The organism is Citrobacter sp. TBCS-14 (assembly GCF_005280805.1).
GTDB classification, from domain to species: domain Bacteria; phylum Pseudomonadota; class Gammaproteobacteria; order Enterobacterales; family Enterobacteriaceae; genus Citrobacter; species Citrobacter gillenii.
Genome location: NZ_SZWM01000481.1, coordinates 1 through 19,397, shown reverse-complemented (window position 1 = coordinate 19,397; position 19,397 = coordinate 1). Strand labels below are relative to the sequence as shown.

Annotated in this window: 16 protein-coding genes and 2 pseudogenes; 13 read left to right on the top strand and 5 right to left on the bottom strand. The window is 51.3% G+C overall.

Annotated elements, in window-relative coordinates; genetic code table 11:
• The 4 genes and pseudogenes from FDX22_RS19445 to FDX22_RS32675 all read left to right on the top strand — a co-directional run.
• A pseudogene (locus FDX22_RS19445) lies at positions 1–565 on the top strand (hypothetical protein); the annotation flags it as partial.
• Between the two features lie 12 nt (positions 566–577).
• Positions 578–1,342, top strand: a complete 765-nt coding sequence (locus FDX22_RS19440) for a DUF4123 domain-containing protein (RefSeq protein WP_135912815.1) — start codon at positions 578–580, stop codon at positions 1,340–1,342.
• A gap of 141 nt (positions 1,343–1,483) precedes the next feature.
• Positions 1,484–1,993: a DUF3304 domain-containing protein gene (locus FDX22_RS19435; RefSeq protein ID WP_168246988.1), complete on the top strand. Its 510-nt coding sequence runs from the start codon at positions 1,484–1,486 to the stop codon at positions 1,991–1,993.
• Positions 1,978–4,140 (top strand): annotated as a pseudogene (locus FDX22_RS32675) (DUF2235 domain-containing protein). The gene FDX22_RS19435 and the pseudogene FDX22_RS32675 overlap by 16 nt, the downstream one beginning before the upstream one ends.
• A 14-nt stretch (positions 4,141–4,154) precedes the next feature.
• Here FDX22_RS32675 and asnC read toward each other — a convergent pair.
• Positions 4,155–4,613: a transcriptional regulator AsnC gene (gene asnC / locus FDX22_RS19425; protein WP_135912813.1), complete on the bottom strand. Its 459-nt coding sequence runs from the start codon at positions 4,611–4,613 to the stop codon at positions 4,155–4,157.
• 151 nt (positions 4,614–4,764) lie between these two features.
• On the opposite strand from asnC, the gene asnA reads away from it, so the two are divergent.
• The gene (asnA, locus tag FDX22_RS19420; protein ID WP_096758973.1) at positions 4,765–5,757 is read left to right on the top strand and encodes an aspartate--ammonia ligase; all 993 of its coding nucleotides are present in this window, start codon (positions 4,765–4,767) and stop codon (positions 5,755–5,757) included.
• 3 nt (positions 5,758–5,760) lie between these two features.
• On the opposite strand, the gene viaA is transcribed toward asnA, so the two are convergent.
• A complete protein-coding gene (viaA, locus tag FDX22_RS19415) occupies positions 5,761–7,212 on the bottom strand; it encodes an ATPase RavA stimulator ViaA (protein ID WP_117342610.1) in 1,452 nt (483 codons plus the stop codon).
• Positions 7,206–8,702 (bottom strand): ATPase RavA, encoded by a 1,497-nt coding sequence (ravA, locus tag FDX22_RS19410; protein WP_096758971.1) that lies wholly within the window; start codon positions 8,700–8,702, stop codon positions 7,206–7,208. Before ravA ends, viaA begins: the two co-directional genes overlap by 7 nt.
• Before the next feature lie 328 nt (positions 8,703–9,030).
• Here ravA and kup point away from each other — a divergent pair, with 328 nt between their 5' ends.
• From kup to rbsR, 8 genes are all read left to right on the top strand, one after another.
• Positions 9,031–10,899 (top strand): low affinity potassium transporter Kup, encoded by a 1,869-nt coding sequence (gene kup, locus FDX22_RS19405; protein WP_115259869.1) that lies wholly within the window; start codon positions 9,031–9,033, stop codon positions 10,897–10,899.
• A 191-nt stretch (positions 10,900–11,090) separates the two neighbouring features.
• Complete coding sequence (rbsD, locus tag FDX22_RS19400) at positions 11,091–11,510, top strand: D-ribose pyranase (protein WP_061075803.1); 420 nt, start codon at positions 11,091–11,093, stop codon at positions 11,508–11,510.
• The gene (locus tag FDX22_RS32670) at positions 11,473–11,640 is read left to right on the top strand and encodes an RbsD/FucU domain-containing protein (protein WP_146717645.1); all 168 of its coding nucleotides are present in this window, start codon (positions 11,473–11,475) and stop codon (positions 11,638–11,640) included. The genes rbsD and FDX22_RS32670 overlap by 38 nt, the downstream gene beginning before the upstream one ends.
• Before the next feature lie 7 nt (positions 11,641–11,647).
• Positions 11,648–13,153, top strand: a complete 1,506-nt coding sequence (gene rbsA, locus FDX22_RS19390) for a ribose ABC transporter ATP-binding protein RbsA (RefSeq protein WP_146717644.1) — start codon at positions 11,648–11,650, stop codon at positions 13,151–13,153.
• A 5-nt stretch (positions 13,154–13,158) separates the two neighbouring features.
• A complete protein-coding gene (rbsC, locus tag FDX22_RS19385; protein ID WP_096758968.1) occupies positions 13,159–14,124 on the top strand; it encodes a ribose ABC transporter permease in 966 nt (321 codons plus the stop codon).
• A gap of 24 nt (positions 14,125–14,148) precedes the next feature.
• Positions 14,149–15,039 carry a ribose ABC transporter substrate-binding protein RbsB gene (gene rbsB / locus FDX22_RS19380; RefSeq protein ID WP_096758967.1) on the top strand — a complete coding sequence of 297 codons (891 nt, stop codon included), beginning with the start codon at positions 14,149–14,151 and terminating at the stop codon, positions 15,037–15,039.
• A 137-nt stretch (positions 15,040–15,176) separates the two neighbouring features.
• A complete protein-coding gene (gene rbsK / locus FDX22_RS19375; protein ID WP_115259866.1) occupies positions 15,177–16,106 on the top strand; it encodes a ribokinase in 930 nt (309 codons plus the stop codon).
• A gap of 3 nt (positions 16,107–16,109) precedes the next feature.
• Positions 16,110–17,102: a ribose operon transcriptional repressor RbsR gene (gene rbsR, locus FDX22_RS19370; protein ID WP_096758965.1), complete on the top strand. Its 993-nt coding sequence runs from the start codon at positions 16,110–16,112 to the stop codon at positions 17,100–17,102.
• Here the strand turns inward: rbsR and mdtD are convergent.
• Positions 17,068–18,495 carry a multidrug transporter subunit MdtD gene (mdtD, locus tag FDX22_RS19365; protein ID WP_096758964.1) on the bottom strand — a complete coding sequence of 476 codons (1,428 nt, stop codon included), beginning with the start codon at positions 18,493–18,495 and terminating at the stop codon, positions 17,068–17,070. The two genes, rbsR and mdtD, sit on opposite strands and share 35 nt — an antisense overlap.
• Before the next feature lies 1 nt (position 18,496).
• The gene (locus tag FDX22_RS19360; RefSeq protein WP_096758963.1) at positions 18,497–19,201 is read right to left on the bottom strand and encodes a FadR/GntR family transcriptional regulator; all 705 of its coding nucleotides are present in this window, start codon (positions 19,199–19,201) and stop codon (positions 18,497–18,499) included.
• Positions 19,202–19,397 lie beyond the last annotated feature (196 nt).

Here is a 19,397-nt window from a genome sequence, read left to right as displayed (position 1 = left end):
GCATGACCAGACCATCACCGTGGCGCATGACCGCAGCATCACGGTGCGCAACGACCAGACGCTGAAAGTGAAGAATGACCGGACAGTCAGTATCAGCCATGACGACGGGCTGTACGTGGCAAATGACCGGAAAGTGACGGTGGAAGGAAAGCAGGAGCATAAAACCAGCGGGGACCATATCAGCCTGGTGGAAGGCAGCCACAGCCTGGAGGTGAAGGGCGACCTGGCGCGGAAGGTGGCGGGTGCGCTGGAGATAAAGGTCCGGGGCGACATCGTGCTGGAGAGCAGCAGCCAGATAAGCCTGAAAGTGGGCGGTTCGTTTGTGGTGATCCATCCCGGTGGCGTGGACATCACGGGGCCGAAGATAAACCTGAACAGCGGGGGAAGTCCGGGGACGCCGGTTCAGACACAACGACCTGCTGTTCTGAAGACCTTGCCAGACGATAACAATAAAAATGCTGAGCAGAATGATAACGAAGATAGGGGAACATCTGACAAGTCAGTGTGCCAGGAGTGTCTGAAAAAGGCACAGGAAGCCGCCGCCGCTTTTGTGCCGCGTAGATAAGGGAGAAAGGCAATGACAACAGAATCGTTACGGACAACAAATATCAGCAAATATAAGATGTGGTTCAGGCAGGCTGAATCATTCAGCACAGCTTCCGGACTGGACTATATTGACGTGCTAGTAGACCAAGCTGGAACCGACCGATCTTTACAGAACACGATGCGTCAGTTGTCTCCAGCCCCTCGTTGGTTTGCTTTGTTTAGAGGAACGCCGGAATCGGGAACGATGGCGTATTCCCCGATAGTCATACGCCTACATTTCGTACTCAGCAGCCACCGGATGTGGTTGGAAAAACTGGCGGAGTATTTTGCCGATACACCGCGCTTTACTTTACTGATATCTCCCCTCGCTTTTGATCTATTGAGTCGCCATCTTCAGGCGCTATCGCAGGTTCAGTGGGAAGAGCAGACTGGGCTGCTACGTTACTACGATAATCGGGTTTTTCCTTCTCTGTTTACACACGTGTTGACTGACGAGCAGCAGAAGGCCTTTACGGATATTGCGCTGTTCTGGACTTGGATAAACCGTGATGGCGAAATTGCATGGAAAGTGGGGAGTTATTTACCCGAGCGAATGCTGGCTGACAAACCGGATATAAGCAGAGTTGATGATACTCAGGTGGGATTTATGGGGTGCATCAGTGATGCCGAGACTCTGATGAGAGAGAAAGCGGTTAGCGAAATTAGTCAGGAGAAATATTTTTTGTGTTGTCTGGATATTGCCATCAGGGCTAATGATACCGCATATTTCGGTGCGCTGCGGGATTTCGAAGAGTAACCATGTATTTTATTTGTTTTATACCAATTAGGGTAACTAGATTTCATTCTGGCTATTGCGGGAATGAATTATCTCTATAAAAGAACTGTTAAATATGAAGAGGCCTGCAATATGTCTGATGAGTTAATCCACTTTTCGAATATGAAGTCAGTCATAACAGGTTTTTTGTGGCTTATTTTAATGGTGGTTTCAGGATGTTCACGGGCGGATAATGAGGGTTATACCGCTGGTGATATTCGTGCTATCAATCATGTTAAAGATATCGGCATTAATGGCTTTTCGGTGAATGGTTACTATGTTCCCGGTTTAGGGGGGGGGTACTGCTGCATTCTGTTACCAGAAAAATGGACTCCAGATTTAAAAGCTCATATTGAGTGGGAGGTTGATCCTCGTACTGCTTCTCAATTTCCCGGTTACAAAGATAGAGAAAAATATAATGCTTGGAAAGAGACTCTTGAACATAGTTTTCAAAAGTACAATGCGATTATTAATATCCCTAAATATGGTGCTGAACGTTGCGGATTAACAGTGCATTTTCTGCCATGTAATCAGGTCAAAGTGACAACAGTTTGTGAGGGGTATGGCACCCCTACCTATCCAATCAAAGAGCCTAGAAATATGAAGGAACCTGCAATATGTCCAGTGAAATAAATCTGGTTTTTCCCTGCTTCGCACCACCTGAGTTTCCTGAAGATGGGCGATTGATACTGTCTGAAGAACAGGTAAATGCGAATTATAAAAAACAGATCAAAGAGACTGAGGATTTTAATAATCGACTTAGTGCTCAGGTTGGGGTCAGGCTGGGCTTTACGTGCAGTCAGAATTTGCATATTAGCCTATTTTTTGATGGGACGGGGAATAATGAACATAATGACACTCATAAGGCTAAACCACCACACCCAACGAACATAGCCAAACTTTATCATGCAACATATCAGGACGCGGATGGCGATGGATACTTTCGTTACTATATTCCGGGCGTGGGTACTCCTTTTCCGAAGATTGGAGAGATGGATTACAGTAGCGATGGTCTGGCATTAGCTACTGGCGGTGAAGATCGAATTAACTGGGGGTTATTGCGCTTGGTTGATGCGATGAGTTACGCCATCGATCCTGCGCATAAGCGACTGGATGATAGTGTTGCTAAAGGGTTTCTGCCGGATATGCGTGCTCACTGGCCAATTACCGGTGAGGTGAACCGCCGTAATGTTATTAACCCGTTCCTTAAAAAATTACAGGCGCAGCTTGAGCAAGCTAAACCGCACCTTCTAAATATGAAGTTATTTATTTACGGTTTTTCCCGTGGAGCTGCAGAAGCGCGGACTTTTGTTAACTGGTTAACTCAGTTGCCAGAGCCAACAATGCAGAGTGAAAGCCAGCAATTAACGCTGGCAGGATTGCCAGTCAGCATCGAATTTTTAGGTTTGCTGGATACTGTTGCTTCTGTCGGTGCTGCTCACGTATTGCCAGGAGCTGCTGGCCATATGGGATGGGCTGACAATACCCAGCAACTGCCTGATGAAAGCAAATTTTCTGGTCTGATTAAATGTTGTCGCCACTTTGTGGCTGCCCATGAGCAGCGTTTGTGCTTTCCTCTGGACTCTATTCGTCGCCCAGATGGCAGTTATCACTCTAATACTCTAGAGGTCGTTTACCCTGGTATGCATTCTGATGTCGGAGGTGGCTACCCAGCTCGTGATCAGGGAAAATAGTGTGGTGGCACAAGCGAAATTCTTTCTCAGGTTGTTTTGCATGATATGTATCTTGCTGCATTTGATGCAGGTGCTCCACTCGCTATTCAACCATCTTCTGTCTCCAAGTTAATAAAAGATATATCACCATTAAGGGTGATGGATGGTAATTCACTTTTGGAGTTTGACGTTGATTCTGAACTTGCAAAACGCTTCAACATCTGGCGACAAACCCTACTAAACACCACCTTACAAGGAACTGAAGAGGCTGATAAAAATCAGGAAGGTTATCACCCCTATCAGCTTTCCCAGACGCTTGAAAGCGCAGTTATTGAACAAATAGGCTGGATAACCGCCTGGCGTATTGGTCGTTATGCTAATGGCAGCCTTACCGCGCAATATTTCTATAAAAATGCGCCTCAGCTGGATGAAGCCGGACTTGAAAATGAGGCTGAAACGCATGATGACAAAATGAAAGATATTAAAGAAAAGCGGGCAGGTAAACAGACCGAGGATGAAAGTGATCAAGGCATCCCCGATCTTGATCCGACTAACGCACAGTACCAACTGCGAGAGGCAGCCCGTGAATTCCAGAGCGACTATAAGCAGTGGGGACGCGATATTAATGGCAGCTTCATGGAAAAAACCAAACAGGTTGTTCTTGATGTTATTCCCCAACATGCGGTCTTCCTGATTAATGGTGATGATGAAGACGCTGAATATCAGGAAATTAAGCAGGACGGTGACCGTTTATATTGCCAGCTATTTATCGATACGCTTGGAACTGGCATTCGTACCCCACCTCGAGCTGATTTACTGGCCCTTTATGACGATCAGATTCACGATTCCCGAGCATGGTTTATGCAAAGTGCGCTTGGTGGGCGTGAACCATGGGGAGGTTATTTCCGCTACCGTATGATCTACTGCGGAAATTTAGCGAATAAAAAGCTGCAACTGATCTCAGCGGAAGGCAAAGTCATTGGTGCGCAACCTACATCCAACCGCGTTATTTATCTGGTTGAACCAAAAACTGCTTATAAAGGTGAAGTTCATAAGGTTCAGGATTTAGTGACTGGGATGACGCAGACGCTGAGTACAAGTACGTAGTAACAGACCTGGTTTCACGGCTTGATGGTCCGCATGATCGGGTTCTGCAGGACGATCAAGGTTTCAGTGGACTGAATTTCATCGATTGTTTGGATCTTGTTGATAAGTACCTGCTGTAAGGCGTCGATGGATCGGCACATGACTTTAATAAAGATGCTGTAGTGCCCGGTGGTGTAATACGCTTCGGTTACTTCATCAAGGCTTTCCAGTCTGGCCAATGCGGACGGATAGTCCTTCGCGCTTTTCAGGATGATGCCGATAAAACAGCCAACGTCATAGCCCAACTGTTTGGGGCTGACGTCAATGCGCGCCCCGGTAATGATCCCTGCCTGTTTCATCTTCTCTACGCGCACGTGGATCGTCCCCGGGCTGACACCAAACTGTTTAGCCAGTTCAGCGTAGGCTGTACGGGCATTTTCCATTAGGGCGTCGAGAATGCCGCGGTCCAGATTGTCGATCTGATAATTTTCCATAGGTTTTTCTTATGTAGATTGATGACTCGCTCTATTTTAGCGGTTTATTTTAACGAATTAAAATCTAATGAGGCTTTTTGTTTGTTGATTATTGAATATTGACCGCATTCTGTTGCTTAATCATAGGCAACAGGACACAGGAGTAAACATAATGAAAACCGCTTACATTGCCAAACAACGTCAAATTAGCTTCGTGAAATCTCACTTTTCTCGCCAACTGGAAGAGCGTCTTGGGCTGATTGAAGTCCAGGCACCGATCCTGAGCCGTGTAGGAGATGGCACGCAGGATAACTTGTCGGGCTGTGAAAAAGCGGTGCAGGTGAAAGTGAAAGCTTTGCCAGACGCCCAGTTCGAAGTGGTGCATTCACTGGCGAAGTGGAAGCGTCAAACGCTGGGACAACACGACTTCAGCGCGGGTGAGGGGCTGTACACGCACATGAAAGCCCTGCGCCCGGATGAAGACCGTCTCTCTCCGCTTCACTCGGTCTATGTGGACCAGTGGGACTGGGAGCGCGTTATGGGCGATGGTGAGCGTCAATTCTCCACCCTGAAAAGCACGGTAGAGGCTATCTGGGCGGGAATTAAGGCGACCGAAGCGGCGGTAAGCAAAGAATTTGGTCTGGCACCGTTCCTGCCAGAGCAGATCCATTTTGTTCACAGCCAGGAGCTGTTAGCGCGTTATCCGGATCTTGATGCCAAAGGGCGTGAACGTGCCATCGCGAAAGATCTGGGTGCGGTATTCCTGGTGGGGATCGGCGGCAAGCTCAGCGATGGTCATCGTCATGACGTACGTGCGCCGGATTATGATGACTGGAGTTCGGCTTCCGAGCTGGGTTACGCCGGTCTGAACGGCGATATTCTGGTCTGGAACCCGGTTCTTGAAGATGCGTTTGAACTGTCTTCCATGGGGATCCGTGTGGATGCCGATGCGTTGAAACACCAGCTTTCCCTGACGGGCGACGAAGATCGCCTGAGTCTGGAATGGCACCAGGCGCTGCTGCGTGGCGAAATGCCGCAGACCATTGGCGGCGGTATTGGTCAGTCACGTTTGACCATGTTGTTGCTGCAGTTGCCGCATATTGGTCAGGTACAGTGCGGCGTATGGCCGGCGCAGGTCCGTGAAAGCGTCGACTCCCTGCTGTAAGTATTAACGCTGCCAGCGTCTGAGCAGGCGGCTTCGCATCCCGGTATCAAAGCGCCAGATATGATCGAAAATGCGCATGATGCCGGGTTTGCCATGGGCTGACATCGCAACCGCATGAAAACGGTGTTGATGCACCCGCTGTAACTCCCCAACTTTACTCACTACTTCATCAGGCAATCGCTGAGCGATAAAATCCGAAATCACGACCGCGTCAGCATCAAACCACTCCCGTCCCTGCATCCTTTCAATAATGGCGCGAAAACAGCTGGCAATATCCGTACCGCCGCGAAAACGCTGGCTTAAGAAACGGATCGCCTGCTCAATGCCCTGTGGACCAGACAGTTCGTAGCGCACAACTTCAGTCGAAAATAACATGATGTAGCAGCGGCGGTTATCGGCAAGGGCCACGCGCATTAGCGCCAGACAAAAGGCTTTCGCGCACTGCTCATTAAATCCTCCCATTGAACCCGACGTATCCACGCAGACAATAAATGGCCCGCGAGGCTGCTCGTCAAAATCCTGATGCACGACCGGGCGCTCGGTGACTTTTTCACGCCAGGCTTCGCCATGCAGGCGGTATGTCAGCAGCTGTTTTTCCACTAGCCGCCGATAGAACTCATATTCCAGTTCGGTGATGCCAAGGGTCGCCAGCTCCGGAGGGAGTAAACGCAGAATATCGTCGCTTTGTTGGATGCCATCAACCTGCTCCGGGACGGTGGCGGGTTCGCGTACCAGCGTGCGAAAGGTTTCCATTGGCGCATCTTTCCGCGGAACCGATTTGGCTTCCCGGGAGCGTCCCAACTGTTCGGCTAAGCGTTGGAGTTCGGGCTGCTGCGTCAGGAAATCACCGTACTTCACGATCAACTGGTAATCGCCGCGCTTGATTTGACCTGCGCTCATGTCCCATAAACGGCCTGCGGCGGTGTCGTTTTCCGCCAGCACCGGATCCAGCTGTCCGCTCAGCGTCATACGTTCCTGAACTTCACTGAGCAACTGTTCGCGTTCTTCTTCCAGCAACTGGTGATTCAGCGTGGTGGTTTGAATCACCAGGCTTAAACGCCAGCGTTGTAAAAACAGCGTGTGCAGCGCGGGAGTGAATGTACTGTTGCCATCAACCAATTGTTGGGCTTGCCCGGCATAGGGGGAATGTAACCGGTGCAGTAGCGTTAATATTTGCGGTAACTGGACGATAAACTGCGGGGTGGAAAGGAGCTGACTTTGCTGGTAGCACATCACTTCTTCCGTCAGTTCCGGCGGTACGCGGGTATCTTTCAGACGGTTGCGTAATGCCTCGCGCCAGCGGGGAAGATCGTTTGCTATCGCCTTCTTTAGCCGGGGGAATTTTTCAAAAAAAACCGCCAGCTGTGGGGAGGCCAGCAGCGCGAGGATCATCTCTTCGATCATCCCCTCTTCGCTTACCGCCAACATGATATTCAGCGTATCAAGCGTCAGCATTGCTGTGCCTGGCGGATCTGCTCGCCAACGTCTTGCAGGCTGGCTTCAATCCGGCCTAACCAGTCGCTATGGATAAACAGACATTTTTGCTGTTCGCTAAACCCGCGGTGCTGCTGGTGCCACTCGGTATCGAGCGCCTCAAGCTGCTCTTTTATCTCGCTGGGCATATTCTCTTTCGATGAACCCGGAAGTGCCAGGCGGGAGCCTTGTAAGCTGACGTCGCGCACGACCAGGTGCTGGTCGCTGTCGACTTCCATATTCAGCGTCTGGGCAAAGCCTATGCCGTTTAGCTTGCCGCGGATCTCACTGCCTTTGGTCAGCCACTGCTCCAGCGCGCTACGCTCAAACGCAATATGAATAACGTCCATATCATGCAGTTTTAAAGGCTTTTGTAGCAGCAACGTCACTACCGCCGTATTAACGTCTGCAGGTAAATCATAATGTGGACGACGGCTGAACATCCCACCCTGGCGAATAACGGTAAAGGCGGTTTTATCGCTCTGTTGCTGCTGTAACTGGAGGCGGCGCTGCACAATCGCGCCGAGGCGCGTTAGCATTGATTGCTGCTGCCAGGCGTGTCCGGTCATCAATATTTCAATCTGCTGCTGCATCAGATTCAGGCTTTGTGCGTCGTACCACAGGCAATCTTTCAACAGGATAAGATCGATAGGCGCAACCGCATCACGTCCGCTAAAGAAGGCGCTGGCCTGCAACAGGCGGATCGCTTTTTTCCAGCGACGGTCAGAGACGTAAGGAGCGTTGGGTAGTGCATCCAACTGCTGGCGCAGCGTATAGACCAACTCAAAGACGCGATCGGGAAGCGTGATGGTGCCGATATCTTTTTGCCACTGGTAATACTCTTCATCGGTCACCTGTAACGTTGCCGGAACAGGGTTGTCGCTTTCATCCTGCTGGCTTAACAACATGGAGCGGAAGTTGGCCTTGTCCTGCACTTTGTCCAGCCACAGGCGAATTAGCATACGGTCGTACAGTGCTTCCAGGCTGCTGTCTGCTTCAGGCAGTTCGTTGGAGGCCGCCACCAGCAGACGCATCGGGATTTTTTCCTCAAACGCGCCGTTGCGGAAGTGGCGTTCGTTAATGGCGGTCAGCAGGGTGTTGAGGATGGCCGGGCCCGCCTTCCAGATTTCATCCAGAAAAACGATTTCAGCTTCGGGAAGATAACCCGCCGTTAAGCGCTCATAGCGCCCTTCATCTTTCAGGGCCTGAATAGATAGCGGGCCGAAGACTTCTTCTGGCGTGGAGAAGCGCGTCATCAAATATTCGAAAGCGCGCGCATTTTTAAACGCAAACTTCAGCCGACGTGCAATTAAGCTTTTTGCGATCCCTGGCGGGCCGAGTAAGAACACACTCTCACCGCTAAGCGCCGCCAGCAGGCACAGACGAATGGCGTGGCTACGTTCATAGAGTCCCTTTTCCAGCGCATTGCTCAGACGGGAAATTCTTTCCGCTAATAAATGTGGGTGAGCCATAATGAAGTGGCGTCCTTTCGCCAAATGTACTGCGTAAACTGCGAGTATAGATGCTTCACACCAGTGCAGTAATAGACTGAAGGTGCGCTTATTTTTCTTTGAGCCAGATTAATCTGGTCTCATTTAGGGGTACGATTTTGCGATTAATCGTGCATACTGTGCGCCTTTTTGTGGGCCAAGGGACTACGCACACATTTCTTATATATACACCAAATCAATCAAGCTGCACGAAGACGGTAAATGAGTTATCTCCTGGGATGGGCGGAATAACGAGTGAAGCCAATGGAAGCGGCCTGAAGAATGACGTGTATAAACGAAAGACGAGTCTATGAGCACTGATAATAAGCAATCATTGTCTGCGATTACCCTTGCAGCTATTGGGGTTGTCTACGGTGATATTGGTACCAGCCCACTTTATACACTCCGTGAATGTTTGTCTGGGCAGTTCGGTTTTGGCGTTGAACGTGATGCCGTGTTTGGTTTTCTCTCGCTGATTTTCTGGCTGCTGATCTTTGTTGTCTCCATCAAGTACCTGACGTTTGTCATGCGTGCGGATAACGCCGGAGAAGGCGGGATCCTGACGCTAATGTCACTGGCCGGGCGTAATACGTCGGCGCGAACGACCTCAATGCTGGTCATTATGGGGTTGATAGGCGGCAGCTTCTTCTATGGTGAGGTGGTGATTACGCCGGCCATTTCGGTGATGTCGGCGATCGAAGGTCTGGAGATCGTGGCACCGCAACTGGATACCTGGATTGTTCCGCTCTCTATTATTGTCCTGACACTGCTGTTTATGATTCAAAAGCACGGTACTGGTACCGTGGGTAAGCTTTTTGCACCTATTATGCTGGTTTGGTTCCTGGTACTGGCGGTGTTGGGCGTACGTAGCATTATTGCTAACCCGGAAGTGCTGCAGGCGTTAAACCCAATGTGGGCGGTGCATTTCTTCCTCGAATATAAAACGCTGTCTTTTATTGCGCTGGGCGCGGTGGTGCTGTCGATCACCGGCGTTGAAGCGCTGTACGCGGATATGGGCCACTTTGGTAAGTTCCCCATTCGCCTGGCGTGGTTCTCTGTAGTGTTACCTTCGCTGGTGCTGAACTATTTTGGCCAGGGTGCATTGCTGTTAAAACATCCGGAAGCGATCAAAAACCCGTTCTTCCTGCTGGCACCGGACTGGGCGTTGATTCCCCTGCTGATCCTTGCCGCGCTGGCCACGGTTATTGCCTCGCAGGCGGTGATCTCTGGCGTATTCTCATTGACGCGGCAGGCGGTACGTCTGGGATATCTGTCGCCGATGCGTATCATCCATACTTCAGAGATGGAGTCAGGGCAAATCTATATTCCGTTCGTCAACTGGATGCTGTACATCGCCGTGGTGATTGTGATCGTCAGCTTTGAGCACTCCAGTAACCTGGCCGCCGCGTACGGTATTGCGGTGACGGGGACGATGGTGCTGACGTCTATTCTGTCGACAACCGTGGCGCGCAAAAACTGGCACTGGAATAAATACTTTGTGTTCCTGATTCTGGTGGCCTTCCTGTGCATTGATATCCCGCTGTTCTCCGCGAACCTTGATAAGCTGATTTCTGGTGGTTGGCTGCCGCTGACGCTGGGTCTGGTGATGTTCACCATCATGACCACCTGGAAAAGCGAGCGCTTCCGTCTGCTGCGTCGTATGCATGAACACGGTAATTCTCTGGAGGCGATGATTGCTTCTCTGGAGAAATCGCCGCCGGTACGCGTGCCTGGCACAGCGGTGTATATGTCCCGTGCCATGAATGTCATCCCGTTTGCGCTTATGCATAACCTCAAACATAACAAGGTGCTGCATGAACGCGTGATCCTGCTGACGCTGCGTACAGAAGATGCGCCGTATGTTCATAATGTGCGTAGGGTGCAAATTGAGCAGCTGTCGCCGACCTTCTGGCGCGTGGTGGCCAGCTACGGCTGGCGCGAAACACCAAACGTAGAGGAAGTGTTCCATCGCTGCGGGCTGGAAGGCCTAAGCTGTCGGATGATGGAAACCTCGTTCTTCATGTCGCACGAGTCGCTGATTGTCGGCAAACGTCCGTGGTATTTACGCCTGCGCGGCAAATTGTATCTGCTGTTGCAGCGCAATGCGCTACGTGCACCGGACCAGTTTGAGATCCCACCTAACCGGGTGATTGAGCTCGGGACGCAGGTCGAGATTTAACGTTACCGACGCCCTCTTTCTTCATGAAAGGGGGCGTTTTGTTTTCCCCCTCACATTTTCCTTTCTTCTGATGATACGGCTTGCGAAACGTTTCGATGACGATCACATTTTCGTAACGTCATGGTGGTTTTATGTGCATTCTTCAGACTAAACTTATCACCAGCGAAACGTTTCGCTAGTGGGGAAAGAAAATGAAGAAAGGCACGGTACTCAACTCTGAAATTTCATCGGTGATCTCCCGTCTGGGGCATACCGATACGCTGGTGGTGTGTGATGCGGGTTTACCCATCCCAAATAGTACTACGCGTATCGATATGGCATTAACCCAGGGCGTACCTTCTTTTATGCAGGTACTGGATGTGGTCACGCGTGAAATGCAGGTCGAGTCGGCCATTCTCGCGACGGAAATCAAACAACATAATCCGCAACTCCACGAAACGTTGCTCAGCCACATTGAGCAACTGCAACAACACCAGGGAAATACCATAGAAATTCGTTACACCACGCATGAACAATTCAAAAAACAAACCGCAGACAGTCAGGCGGTAATTCGCAGCGGAGAATGTTCTCCGTATGCGAATATCATTCTCTGTGCTGGCGTCACGTTCTGAGGCCATCATGAACGCATTACTGCAACTCAAAGGGATCGATAAAGCGTTCCCGGGCGTAAAANCGGTAATTCGCAGCGGAGAATGTTCTCCGTATGCGAATATCATTCTTTGTGCTGGCGTCACGTTCTGAGGCCATCATGAACGCACTACTGCAACTCAAAGGGATCGATAAAGCGTTCCCGGGCGTTAAAGCGCTATCCGGCGCCGCGTTGAATGTTTACTCCGGCCGCGTTATGGCGCTGGTGGGCGAAAACGGCGCGGGCAAATCCACCATGATGAAAGTCCTGACTGGTATCTACACTCGTGATGCCGGTTCGTTATTGTGGCTGGGGAAAGAAACCACCTTTAACGGTCCTAAATCCTCTCAGGAAGCAGGGATCGGCATCATTCACCAGGAACTGAACCTGATCCCGCAACTCACCATCGCCGAGAACATTTTCCTCGGCCGTGAGTTTGTGAATCGCTTTGGCAAAATCGACTGGAAGAAGATGTATGCCGAAGCAGACCAGTTGCTGGCTAAACTTAATCTGCGTTTTAAAAGCGACAAGCTGGTCGGTGAGCTATCGATTGGCGATCAGCAGATGGTTGAAATCGCCAAAGTGCTGAGCTTTGAATCCCGGGTCATCATTATGGATGAACCGACGGATGCGTTGACGGATACCGAAACCGAATCCCTGTTCCGCGTGATCCGTGAACTGAAATCTCAGGGACGCGGCATTGTCTATATTTCTCACCGCATGAAAGAGATTTTCGAAATTTGTGATGATGTGACGGTGTTCCGCGATGGGCAGTTTATTGCCGAACGTGAAGTGGCCTCACTGACCGAAGATTCACTCATTGAAATGATGGTGGGACGTAAGCTGGAAGATCAGTACCCGCGGCTGGATAAAGCACCTGGCGATGTGCGCCTGAAGGTCGATAACTTGTGCGGCCCTGGAGTGCATGATGTGTCATTCATGCTGCGTAAAGGTGAGATCCTTGGCGTGTCGGGTCTGATGGGTGCTGGACGTACCGAATTGATGAAAGTGCTGTACGGCGCGCTGCCGCGCACCAGTGGTTACGTCACGCTTGACGGGCATGAAGTGGTTACGCGTTCTGAACAGGATGGGCTGGCCAACGGCATCGTCTATATTTCTGAAGACCGCAAACGCGACGGCTTAGTGCTGGGCATGTCGGTGAAAGAGAACATGTCGTTGACCGCATTGCGTTACTTCAGCCGTGCGGGCGGCAGTCTGAAACACAAAGATGAGCAGCAGGCGGTGGGCGATTTTATCCGTCTGTTCAATGTGAAAACGCCCTCGATGGAACAGGCAATCGGCCTGCTCTCCGGTGGCAATCAGCAAAAAGTGGCGATTGCGCGTGGTTTGATGACCCGGCCCAAAGTGCTGATCCTCGATGAACCCACGCGCGGCGTGGACGTTGGGGCTAAAAAAGAGATTTACCAGCTAATCAACCAGTTTAAGGCTGATGGGCTGAGCATCATTCTGGTCTCTTCGGAGATGCCAGAAGTATTGGGCATGAGCGATCGCATTATCGTCATGCATGAAGGGCATCTCGGCGGTGAATTCACTCGCGAGCAGGCCACTCAGGAAGTATTAATGGCTGCCGCTGTGGGCAAGCTTAATCGCGTGAATCAGGAGTAAAAAAGATGACTACCCAGGCTGTTTCTGGTCGCCGTTATTTCACTAAAGCATGGCTTCTGGAGCAAAAGTCGCTCATCGCTCTGTTAGTGCTGATCGCGATTGTTTCCACCATGAGCCCCAACTTTTTTACCGTTAATAACCTGTTCAACATTCTCCAGCAAACGTCGGTTAACGCCATCATGGCCGTTGGTATGACGCTGGTTATTCTGACGTCGGGTATCGATCTGTCTGTGGGTTCGCTACTGGCGCTTACCGGTGCCGTTGCTGCTTCGATTGTGGGTCTTGAAGTCAACGCGTTGGTGGCCGTTGCCGCTGCGCTGGCGTTAGGTGCGGCGGTTGGTGCCGTGACTGGCGTTATTGTGGCAAAAGGCCGCGTGCAGGCGTTTATCGCCACGCTGGTGATGATGCTGCTGCTGCGCGGCGTCACCATGGTGTACACCAACGGCAGTCCGGTAAACACCGGCTTTACCGACAATGCCGATCTGTTTGGCTGGTTTGGTATTGGTCGTCCGTTAGGCGTCCCAACGCCAGTATGGATCATGGGGATTGTCTTCCTGGCCGCGTGGTACATGCTGCACCATACCCGTCTGGGCCGATATATTTATGCGCTGGGCGGTAACGAAGCGGCAACGCGTCTGTCCGGTATCAGCGTCAATAAGATCAAAATTATCGTTTATTCACTCTGTGGGCTGCTGGCATCGCTGGCAGGCATCATTGAAGTGGCGCGTCTCTCCTCAGCGCAACCGACGGCGGGTACCGGCTATGAACTGGATGCTATCGCGGCGGTGGTATTAGGCGGCACCAGCCTGGCTGGCGGTAAAGGACGTATTGTTGGTACGCTGATCGGCGCACTGATTCTCGGTTTCCTCAATAATGGTTTGAATTTGTTAGGTGTTTCCTCCTATTACCAGATGATCGTTAAAGCAGTGGTCATTTTGCTGGCGGTACTGGTAGACAACAAAAAGCAGTAACAACGACTACAGGACATCTTAAATATGAACATGAAAAAACTGGCTACCCTGGTTTCTGCTGTTGCGCTGAGTGCCACCGTGAGCGCGAATGCGATGGCAAAAGATACCATTGCGCTGGTGGTCTCTACCCTTAACAACCCGTTCTTTGTCTCTCTGAAGGATGGGGCGCAAAAAGAAGCCGATAAGCTGGGTTATAACCTGGTGATTCTGGACTCGCAGAACAACCCGGCGAAAGAGTTGGCGAACGTTCAGGACTTAACCGTGCGTGGAACCAAAATTCTGCTGATTAACCCAACCGACTCCGATGCCGTGGGTAATGCCGTGAAGATGGCTAACCAGGCGAAAATTCCGGTGATCACCCTGGACCGTCAGGCAACCAAAGGGGACGTTGTCAGCCATATTGCGTCTGATAACGTGCTGGGCGGTAAAATTGCCGGTGACTACATCGCGAAGAAAGCAGGCGAAGGTGCGAAAGTTATCGAACTGCAGGGTATTGCCGGAACATCGGCGGCGCGTGAGCGTGGCGAAGGTTTCCAGCAGGCCGTTGCGGCACACAAATTTAACGTGCTGGCTAGCCAGCCGGCAGATTTCGACCGTACCAAAGGTCTGAACGTTATGCAGAACCTGCTGACCGCACATCCTGATGTGCAGGCCGTATTTGCTCAGAACGATGAAATGGCACTGGGCGCGCTGCGTGCTCTGCAAACGGCGGGTAAATCTGATGTGATGGTGGTTGGATTTGACGGTACGCCTGATGGCGAAAAAGCGGTAAATGATGGCAAACTGGCTGCGACCATCGCTCAGTTACCGGATCAGATTGGCGCGAAAGGCGTTGATATTGCGGATAAGGTACTGAAGGGCGAGAAGGTTCAGGCTAAATATCCAGTTGACCTGAAGCTGGTCATCAAGCAGTAATAGCGATTCAGGCCGCTCGCGACCTGATGGCGACATAAATACGCCATCCTCAGAGCGTTGAAGATGAAAGCGTAAAAAGAAAAGCAGGGCACGCGCCACCCTAACCCGGTGGCGCACTTTGACTTGGAATTCCGAACATGAAAACCGCAGGCAACCTCGTTGTACTTGGCAGCATTAATGCCGATCACATCCTTAACCTTAACTCTTTTCCGACACCTGGCGAAACCGTAACCGGTAGCCACTATCAGGTCGCATTTGGCGGAAAAGGCGCGAACCAGGCGGTTGCTGCGGGTCGTAGTGGTGCGAATATCGCCTTCATTGCCTGTACAGGAGATGACGATATTGGTGAGCGTGTACGTAAACAATTAGCCAGCGATAACATCGATATTGCGCCTGTTAGCGTGATTTCTGGCGAAGCGACCGGCGTGGCGCTGATTTTTGTTAACGCAGAAGGCGAGAACGTTATCGCTATTCATGCCGGGGCGAATGCCGCACTTTCTCCTGCGTTAGTGGAAGCTCAACATGACCGTATTGCGCAGGCCTCGGCCTTACTGATGCAGTTAGAGTCGCCCATTGAAAGCGTACTGGCTGCGGCAAAAATTGCGCGTCGACATAATACGACGGTCGCGCTTAATCCGGCTCCGGCTCGTGAACTCCCTGACGAACTGCTGTCGCTGGTAGATATCATTACCCCGAATGAAACGGAAGCTGAAAAGCTGACCGGGATCCGGGTAGAAAACGATGAAGATGCCGCTAAAGCAGCGCTGGCGCTGCACGCAAAGGGAATTCACACCGTACTGATTACCTTAGGAAGTCGTGGTGTGTGGGCTAGCGTAAACGGTGAAGGTCATCGTGTTCCTGGTTTTAAAGTGGACGCCGTTGATACCATCGCTGCCGGTGATACCTTTAACGGTGCGTTAATTACCGCGTTACTGGAAGAGACACCGTTGCCTGAGGCGATTCGCTTTGCGCATGCGGCCGCGGCGATTGCGGTAACGCGTAAAGGTGCACAACCTTCCGTTCCGTGGCGCGAAGAAATTGAGGCGTTTTTAGGTCAGCAGAGGTAACGCTTGGCTACAATGAAGGACGTTGCCCGCCTGGCGGGTGTTTCCACGTCGACGGTTTCTCACGTCATTAATAAAGATCGCTTTGTCAGCGAGGCTATCACCGGAAAAGTTGACGCTGCGATTAAAGAGCTTAACTATGCGCCTTCCGCGCTGGCGCGTAGCCTCAAGTTGAATCAGACTCGCACCATTGGCATGTTAATCACAGCCAGTACCAATCCCTTCTATTCAGAACTGGTACGCGGCGTTGAGCGCAGCTGTTTTGAGCGCGGCTACAGTCTGGTTTTGTGCAACACCGAAGGCGATGAACAGCGCATGAATCGTAATCTGGAGACACTGATGCAAAAGCGGGTGGACGGCTTACTGCTGCTCTGCACCGAAACCCATCAGCCTTCCATGGAGATCATGCAGCGCTACCCTTCTATTCCCACCGTGATGATGGACTGGTCACCCTTTGAAGGGGAAAGTGACCTGATTCAGGACAATTCCCTACTGGGTGGCGATCTGGCAACTCAGCATCTCATTGATAAGGGTTTTACGCGCATAGCTTGTATTACCGGTCCACTGGATAAAACGCCGGCACGTTTGCGGCTGGAGGGATACCGGGAAGCGATGAAGCGTGCAGGGCTGGATATTCCTCAGGGCTATGAGATCACCGGTGATTTTGAGTTCGGCGGTGGGTTTGAAGCCATGCAAACGCTGTTGTCACATAACCAGCGACCACAGGCCGTTTTTGCGGGCAATGATGCAATGGCTGTGGGGGCGTATCAGGCTCTGTATCAGTCAGGATTGCGCATTCCGCAGGATATGGCGGTCGTGGGCTATGATGATATCGAACTGGCGCGCTACATGACGCCACCGCTCACCACTATCCACCAACCGAAAGATGAACTGGGTGAGCTGGCCATCGACGTATTAATCCACCGCATGGCGCAGCCCGCTTTACAGCAACAGCGCCTGCAGCTTACTCCTGTTCTGATGGTGCGGGGGTCGGTTTAGACTTATGCCGATCATTGATCAGGTTGCGGCCATCTTTGGCTTTTAGCAGCATGAACATCAGCGCTGATATCACCGTAATCGCGCCCATCGTAATAAAGGTATAGTGGAACTGTTCTACCGTATTGGTTCCTTCCATGCCTTCATAGACACGCAGTACGGCGGCGCTAATCGCCACCCCTAAGCTGATCGACAGCTGCTGCGTGACGGCTAACACGCTGTTGCCACTACTGGCATTATCATCGGTTAGATCCGCAAGGGTAATGGTATTCATTGAAGTAAACTGGGTGGACATTCCCATACCTAAAATGAACAGCGGCAGGATCAGCATCCAGACTGGCATCGCGGGAGATTGCAAAGAGAACTGCGCAATCATCAGGCCGATAAATACCGTGACGCCGACCAGCGTGGTGCGGTAGCCAAGACGACGCAGAACCTGCGTCACCATCGATTTCGCCAGAATAGATCCCAGCGCCGTCGGCGCCATCATGCAACCGGCTATTAGCGCCGGGTAGCCAAAGCCTACCTGCAACATCAGCGGCATTAAGAAAGGGACACACCCCGTTCCCAGACGTGTGGCAAGGTTTCCCGCGATACCGACCGAGAAGGTGCGGGTCTTAAAGATTGGCAGAGAAATTAACGGTGTGGGATGGCGGCGCGCGTGGCGGATGTAAGCGAGCAGCAGCAAAATACTGCCAAGAATAATGCTGAGAGCGACCCAACTGGCGACAAGCTTTTCACCGAACAACTCTACTCCGCTAGAGAACAGTACCAGACTCAGACCAAAGAGAAAGAAGCCAGTCATATCAAAACGGCGGCGCGGCGTCGTGAAGTTAGGCATATATTTGCGGGCGTAGAAGATGCCGGCGATGCCAATCGGAATATTAATCAAGAAGATCCAATGCCAGCTGGCCCACGTGACCAGTACTCCGCCCAGGACCGGACCTAAAATGGGTCCCACCAGTCCCGGCATAGTCACGAAGTTAAGGACCGGGAGCAGCTCACTGCGCGGGTAGGCGCGTAATAGCGCCAGGCGGGCAACCGGCATCATCATTGCACCACCAATGCCTTGTATCACGCGGAAAATAACCAGTTGGGTTAAAGAGCCGGAGAGTGCACAGGCAAGTGAACCCAGAGTAAACAGACTCACGGCAATCATAAAGATACGTCGGGTGCCGAAGCGGTCAGCCAGCCAGCCACTTACCGGGATCAACATCGCTACCGTCAGGGTGTAGCTGATAATGGCAGACTGCATGGCGAGTGGGGAGCGGTTGAGGCTGTGCGCGATGGCGGGTAACGCAGTATTAAGGATGGTGGCGTCTAATGCCTGCATAAAAAAGGCCATGGCTGCGATCCATGGCAGTCCGGCCATACTGCGCGATTTCTTTTCAGGCATGTTATTTATCCGGGAGATCGTTAGGAGCTATCAGCAATGCCTGACAGGCGGTGAAGGCGCGATCGCCATCGCTCTCCTCTATGGCATCGACAATAGCCTGATGCAAATCCAGCTTTACCACGTCGTTATAGGTAATAGAGGTAAAATAGGTCTGATAAACGGAATGGAATAACGAGGCAAAGGAGATCAGAAATGGATTCGCGCTCATTTCATAGATGTGCTCATGCCAGGCGATATCAACCTCAATCCAGCGCTCGCGCTTAAAGTTCCTTTTCAGCTCGACCATCTCTTCCATTAACGTAGTCAGATGTGCTTTTTGTTCTGCTGTGCCGATAGTCGCCGCCAGTAAACAGGCTTGAGGCTCCAGGCTAATGCGCATCACCAGAAAATGTTTGATGACCTGAGGGAAATTATCTTCCGTCATCCACCAGGTGAGCAGTTCCTGATCGAGAAAGTTCCAGTTTGCTTGTGGCATAACGCGAGTACCAATACGCGGGCGCGGTAATACCATACCTTTTGCCGTTAATGTCTTTACCGCTTCCCTTACCGCTGTACGGCTCACACCGAACTGGCTGCCCAGTTCTATTTCACCTGGTAGGATGGCGCCTGGCGCGTACTCACCTTTTAATATTCGCTGAGCCAGCTTTTCGGCCAGAACATAGGAAAGGTTTTTCTGTGCGGCTAGCTGTTGGGCATTTAAAGGCATGAATGTTCTTCCTTACTCTTTCTCTTATTCATTAGTATGCCATCAGGAAGTGTGATTGCGGTTGCAAAAACGGCAGATTGCTTATTTTATGGCATGTTAAAGACAGTTTTGGTGAAATAACGCGCACTCAGAAAGTTATTTTAAATTTCCTCTTGTCAGCCTGAAATAACTCCCTATAATGCGCCTCCACTGACAC

Bases quoted from the DNA above. Each gene is read 5' to 3' on its own strand.
- FDX22_RS19435 (WP_168246988.1), top strand. From the start codon at position 1,484: ATGAAGTCAGTCATAACAGGTTTTTTGTGGCTTATTTTAATGGTGGTT.
- viaA (WP_117342610.1), bottom strand. From the start codon at position 7,212: ATGCTGACGCTTGATACGCTGAATATCATGTTGGCGGTAAGCGAAGAG.
- rbsA (WP_146717644.1), top strand. From the start codon at position 11,648: ATGAACGCACTACTGCAACTCAAAGGGATCGATAAAGCGTTCCCGGGC.
- rbsB (WP_096758967.1), top strand. From the start codon at position 14,149: ATGAACATGAAAAAACTGGCTACCCTGGTTTCTGCTGTTGCGCTGAGT.
- FDX22_RS19440 (WP_135912815.1), top strand. From the start codon at position 578: ATGACAACAGAATCGTTACGGACAACAAATATCAGCAAATATAAGATG.
- rbsD (WP_061075803.1), top strand. From the start codon at position 11,091: ATGAAGAAAGGCACGGTACTCAACTCTGAAATTTCATCGGTGATCTCC.
- mdtD (WP_096758964.1), bottom strand. From the start codon at position 18,495: ATGCCTGAAAAGAAATCGCGCAGTATGGCCGGACTGCCATGGATCGCA.
- asnA (WP_096758973.1), top strand. From the start codon at position 4,765: ATGAAAACCGCTTACATTGCCAAACAACGTCAAATTAGCTTCGTGAAA.
- rbsK (WP_115259866.1), top strand. From the start codon at position 15,177: ATGAAAACCGCAGGCAACCTCGTTGTACTTGGCAGCATTAATGCCGAT.
- kup (WP_115259869.1), top strand. From the start codon at position 9,031: ATGAGCACTGATAATAAGCAATCATTGTCTGCGATTACCCTTGCAGCT.
- FDX22_RS19360 (WP_096758963.1), bottom strand. From the start codon at position 19,201: ATGCCTTTAAATGCCCAACAGCTAGCCGCACAGAAAAACCTTTCCTAT.
- ravA (WP_096758971.1), bottom strand. From the start codon at position 8,702: ATGGCTCACCCACATTTATTAGCGGAAAGAATTTCCCGTCTGAGCAAT.
- rbsC (WP_096758968.1), top strand. From the start codon at position 13,159: ATGACTACCCAGGCTGTTTCTGGTCGCCGTTATTTCACTAAAGCATGG.
- asnC (WP_135912813.1), bottom strand. From the start codon at position 4,613: ATGGAAAATTATCAGATCGACAATCTGGACCGCGGCATTCTCGACGCC.